The sequence below is a fragment of the Saccharomonospora iraqiensis subsp. iraqiensis genome (assembly GCF_000430445.1).
Classification (GTDB): domain Bacteria; phylum Actinomycetota; class Actinomycetes; order Mycobacteriales; family Pseudonocardiaceae; genus Saccharomonospora; species Saccharomonospora iraqiensis.
Map to the genome: position 1 here is coordinate 28,730 of NZ_KE387137.1, position 2,667 is coordinate 31,396.

General features: G+C 73.9%; 2 protein-coding genes. Both read right to left on the bottom strand.

Annotated elements, in window-relative coordinates; translation table 11 throughout:
* Positions 1-552: 552 nt before the first annotated feature.
* Positions 553-2,124: a bifunctional phosphoribosylaminoimidazolecarboxamide formyltransferase/IMP cyclohydrolase gene (gene purH / locus ACTIR_RS0120750; RefSeq protein ID WP_026455705.1), complete on the bottom strand. Its 1,572-nt coding sequence runs from the start codon at positions 2,122-2,124 to the stop codon at positions 553-555.
* The coding region (purN, locus tag ACTIR_RS24660) for a phosphoribosylglycinamide formyltransferase (RefSeq protein WP_034241278.1) at positions 2,121-2,667 on the bottom strand (547 nt) is incomplete at its 5' end. The genes purN and purH, both read right to left, overlap by 4 nt.

Sequence of the window (2,667 nt, forward strand, 5' to 3'; positions counted from 1 at the left end):
CGCCCGTCCGCCGCCGTGGCCAGCGCGCCCGCGGTGCTCACCCCGGGCAGGGCGGCCAACCGCGCGACGGTCGCCCCGGCCCCCCCGGGAGATCCGGACGCATCGGACGCACCGGGCGTGCCGTCCGGCACGGGCCGGATCCCGGAGACCGATCCCTCGGGCACCGGACTCACCTCCCTCGCGCTGTCTCGGGAGCGACCGCCCACGCCGACACGACGGGACGGCCACTCCGACCGCGCCGCGGGGAAGACGGCGAAGATCGGGGTGGACCTCACTGATCGAACTGGTGTTCGATCGCAACCTCAGTAAACGCCCCCACCCCGGCACTGTCAAGCACGCGGATACCCGACCGCGACCCGCCTCACACGGCAGACACGTAGCGTGCGCAAGTACCACGGTTCGCGGGCGAAACGCGGTACTTGCGCACGCTCAGTAACGCGCTGACCTCGACAGGGAGGAGCGCGGGGTGGAAGGTGGTCCGGTGGAGGGGCGACCGGCGGACGGCCCGGAAGGGACGTCCGGCGGGCCGGGTGGGGGGTGGGGCCGGTGGGGTCAGTGGGCGAAGTGGCGGGTGCCCGTGAAGTAGACGGTGGCGCCGACCGCCTCGGCCGCGGCGAGCACCTCGGCGTCCCGGACCGACCCGCCCGGCTGCACGACCGCGCGGACCCCGGCGTCGAGCAGCACCTGCAGCCCGTCGGGGAACGGGAAGAACGCGTCCGAGGCCGCCACCGACCCCGACGCCCGGTCGTCCGCGCGGTTCACGGCCAGTCGCGCCGAGTCGACCCGGTTCACCTGGCCCATGCCCACCCCCACGGTGGCCCGGTCGTGGGCGAGCAGGATCGCGTTCGACTTGACCGCGCGCACCGCCCGCCAGGCGAAGGCGAGGTCGGCCAGCGTGGCCTCGTCGACGGCCTGCCCCGTGGCCAACGTCCAGTCGGCCGGGTCGTCCCCCTCGGCGTCGATCCGGTCGGCGGTCTGCACCAGCATCCCGCCGGAGATCGGCCGCAGTTCGGTGCGCGGCGTGTCCGCGCCCCCGGGCAGCCGCAGCAGCCGGATGTTCTTCTTCCTGGTGAGCACGTCCAGTGCGTCGTCGTCGAAGCCCGGGGCGAGCACGACCTCGGTGAACACGTCCGCGATCTGCTCGGCCGTCTCCAGGTCCACCGGACGGTTCGCGGCGATCACCCCGCCGAACGCCGACACCGGGTCGCACGCGTGCGCCTTGCGGTGTGCCTCGGCCACGTCCACGCCCACCGCGATCCCGCACGGGTTCGCGTGCTTGATGATCGCCACGGCCGGTTCGGCGAAGTCGAACGCCGCCCGCCGGGCCGCGTCGGTGTCGACGTAGTTGTTGTACGACATCGCCTTGCCGTGCACCTGCTCGGCGGCGGCGAGCCCGGTGCCCTCCGGCCCCCGGTACACCGCGGCCGCCTGGTGCGGGTTCTCGCCGTAGCGGAGCACGTCCTGGCGCTGCCAGCCCGCCCCGAGGAAGTCCGGGAAGCCGGTGTCGTCGACCGGGGCGTAGCTCTCCGCGAACCAGGACGCCACCGCCGCGTCGTAGGCGGCGGTGTGCGCGTACGCCTCGGCGGCCAGCCGCCTGCGGTCGGCCACCTCGAAGCCTCCGCCCCGGATGCGCTCCAGCGCCCAGTCGTACCGTGCCGGGTCCACGACCACGGCCACCGACGCGTGATTCTTCGCCGCCGCGCGCACCATCGCGGGCCCACCGATGTCGATGTTCTCCACGCACTCGTCCGGGCCCGCGCCGGAGGCGACCGTTTCGGTGAACGGGTAGAGGTTGACCACGAGCAGGTCGAACGGGCTGATGCCGAGCGTGCGGAGCTGCTCGACGTGCTCGGGCCGGTCGGTGTCGGCCAGCAGACCCGCGTGCACCCGGGGGTGCAGGGTCTTGACCCGGCCGTCGAACGACTCGGGGAACCCGGTGACCTCCTCGACCGGTGTGACCGGCACCCCGGCGTCGGCGATCACGCGGGCGGTCCCGCCGGTCGAGACGATCTCCACGCCCGCGGCGTGCAGCCCGGTCGCCAGCTCCAGCAGGCCCGTCTTGTCCGACACGCCGAGCAGGGCACGGCGCACCGGGTGCTTCCCACCACCGGGGGACTCGCTCACGACACTCTCACCTTTCGTCCGTCCACCGTGCAGCCCGCACGGCCCAGTTCAGCGAGGACGTCCACGAGCAGCCTGCGCTCCACGGCCTTGATCCGCTCGTGCAGGCGTGCCTCGTCGTCCTCCGGCTCCACGGCCACCGCCTCCTGGGCGATGATGGGGCCGGTGTCCACCCCGGCGTCGACGAAGTGGACGGTCGACCCGGTGACCTTCACCCCGAACTCCAGCGCGTCGGCCACCGCCCGGGTACCCGGGAACGACGGCAACAGCGCCGGATGGGTGTTGAGAACCCGGTTCGGGAACCGGGACAGGAACTCGGGACCGAGGATCTTGAGGAACCCGGCGGAGACCACCAGGTCGGGGGTGTACGCGGCGACGGCCCCGGTGAGTGCGCGGTCCCACGCGGCCCGGTCGGGGTGATCGCCCGTCCGCACGGTGAACGACGGCACCCCGGCGTCCGCGGCCAGCTCCAGCGCACCGACCCCGGGCCGGTCGGTGCCGACCGCGACCACGTCCACGGGGAACTCCGGGCGCGCCGCCGCGTCC